This window comes from Streptomyces alanosinicus (assembly GCF_014650595.1).
Taxonomy (GTDB): Bacteria; Actinomycetota; Actinomycetes; order Streptomycetales; family Streptomycetaceae; genus Streptomyces; species Streptomyces alanosinicus.
On the sequence record NZ_BMVG01000126.1, the window covers coordinates 1 to 1889 of the forward strand.

At 66.9% G+C, this 1889-nt stretch carries 3 protein-coding genes; 2 read left to right on the top strand and 1 reads right to left on the bottom strand.

Features of this window, described 5'->3' with window-relative positions; genetic code table 11:
- Positions 1–110 precede the first annotated feature (110 nt).
- The gene (locus IE277_RS46555) at positions 111–701 is read right to left on the bottom strand and encodes a GNAT family N-acetyltransferase (RefSeq protein ID WP_189960176.1); all 591 of its coding nucleotides are present in this window, start codon (positions 699–701) and stop codon (positions 111–113) included.
- A gap of 29 nt (positions 702–730) precedes the next feature.
- Here IE277_RS46555 and IE277_RS46560 point away from each other — a divergent pair, with 29 nt between their 5' ends.
- A complete protein-coding gene (locus IE277_RS46560) occupies positions 731–1393 on the top strand; it encodes a hypothetical protein (protein WP_229882604.1) in 663 nt (220 codons plus the stop codon).
- A 70-nt stretch (positions 1394–1463) separates the two neighbouring features.
- The gene (locus tag IE277_RS46565; RefSeq protein ID WP_189960177.1) at positions 1464–1817 is read left to right on the top strand and encodes a hypothetical protein; all 354 of its coding nucleotides are present in this window, start codon (positions 1464–1466) and stop codon (positions 1815–1817) included.
- Positions 1818–1889: the final 72 nt, after the last annotated feature.

Here is a 1889-nt window from a genome sequence, read left to right on the forward strand (position 1 = left end):
GCCTGGCTCAACGAGGCAGAACACTGCAGGTGACACGAACCGGATCACGGAACACTAGGCCCTGTCGTCAAATTCCCTCGGGTGCGGTTCGTTTCGAGTGAAGCCGCCGATCAAGATGAGGGCTTAGTTCCGCTGGTGGTCTTGTTCCGCTGTGCGGTGTAGCCCGTGGGCACCTTTCGGGGGATCCGGTACAGCACGCACTGGCGAAGCGGCCCTTCGGGCACGCTCGGATCCTCGAAGTCGTCGGCCGGGTCGTGGGTCATGCCGATCCGGCGCATCACTGCCTGTGAGCGAAGGTTGTTGACGGTTGTTGACGCAATGATCTGTGGTAGCCCGAGGGTCTCGAAGCCGAAGGCCAGGCAGGCCAGGGCGGCCTCGGTGGCGTAACCGTGGCCCCATGCCGAACGCTTCAGCCGCCACCCGATATCCACGCCCGCGAACGGCATGTCCTTGTCCACCTCGTCCAAGCCGGCGCGGCCGATGAACTCACCGGTCTCCCGCGCTTCGAGTGCCCACCACCCAAAGCCTCGCTCGTCGAACTCGGACTGCATGAGTGCCGCCGCGGCATTGCTTTGCTCCCGCGTCAGCAGTTCCCCCAGGTGTTCTCGGACTTCGGGATCGGCGTTCATCGCCGCCCACGGCTCGAGGTCGGACTCCCGCCACCGGCGGAGCAGGAGACGATCGGTACGCAGTTCTGGCATGCCGGCCAGCTAACGCCATCATGCTCAGGGTGTCGATCGGTTATGTCGAAGCCCTGCGATGCTCGCCGATTCCGCCTCAACTGCCAAGTGCAGAACACTCCATTGCAGCCCTGCTTGTCTTTACCGTGGTGGTGGAGGAGGGGTGGCGGATGGGCTCGCTGTTCGAGGAGTTGGAAGCGCGCGAGGCAGCCGCCCGGCTTCGGGTGGAGGAGCTGGAAGCGGAGGTTGCCGAGCTGTCGGAGAAGCTGGAGTTGGCCCGGGAGGGACTGGAGCGGTTGCGGATCGCGCGGGAGACGGTCGCCGAAGTGCTGGCGGAGATGGTGCCGGAGAAGCCGGCGGTCGCGGTCGATACCGACCGGCCGACCGCGGGTGAGCCGGTGGTGTCGGCGTATGCGGGGGCGGAGCGGCACGTCATCGGGGTGCTGACGGTGCCGAACTGGCAGCCGGGGATGGGGGCGGAGGTCCTGCCGGGGGTTTATCGGGACATCGTGGAGGTGGTGGCGGATGCGCCGGGGCCGGTCCGCGCCAAGCAGATCGTGCCGAGGATCGGACTGCCCGTCGAGACCGGGAAGATCGAGGGCACGCGGGCAAAGTTGAAGCGGCTGGTGGAGCGGGGCTGGCTGGACGAGGATGTCCCCGGCCTGTTCGCTTCGGCCCGCCGCCGGGGCGGCGCTTCGTCCAACTCCCGTTAACAGCAGGGCTCTTCCGCGCCTACATTCGAAGGTGCGACCCAATCGATGCCGGACGGGAAGAGCCCTGGAGATGACACCGTACGACACTCATGCCACCGCTGACCCCTTTGCCCGCTCCCTCAGCGCCTTCGAAACGCTGACCACCACGCTGTCGGGCAGCGATGCGGGCACCTGGACCCACACTGAACTGGAGGAACACCTGGACGCAGCCGGGCGGGAACTGCTTTGCCTGCTGCAGGACCACCTTGACCTGCGCGCGGTGCGGGAGGAGGAACAGGTTCGTTCCGGTGCTGGCCCGGTCGTGGTGGGGCCGGAAGGCCGGGTGCGGCCCTGGCGGGAGGCCGGGCACTCGCGCTGGGTCACGTCCGCTGGAGTGGTGTATCGACGGCCACTCGGTGATCTCTTCTTCGAGGCTATGCGGTGAGTTCGGTGGGCTGGTCGGTCTCGTGGGTTTCTGACTCGATCGGGTGGAGGCGGACCTTGGCGAGGAGGTCGA

Coding starts and splice junctions, on each gene's coding strand:
- IE277_RS46565 (WP_189960177.1), top strand. CDS start 1,464: ATGACACCGTACGACACTCATGCCACCGCTGACCCCTTTGCCCGCTCC.
- IE277_RS46555 (WP_189960176.1), bottom strand. CDS start 701: ATGCCAGAACTGCGTACCGATCGTCTCCTGCTCCGCCGGTGGCGGGAG.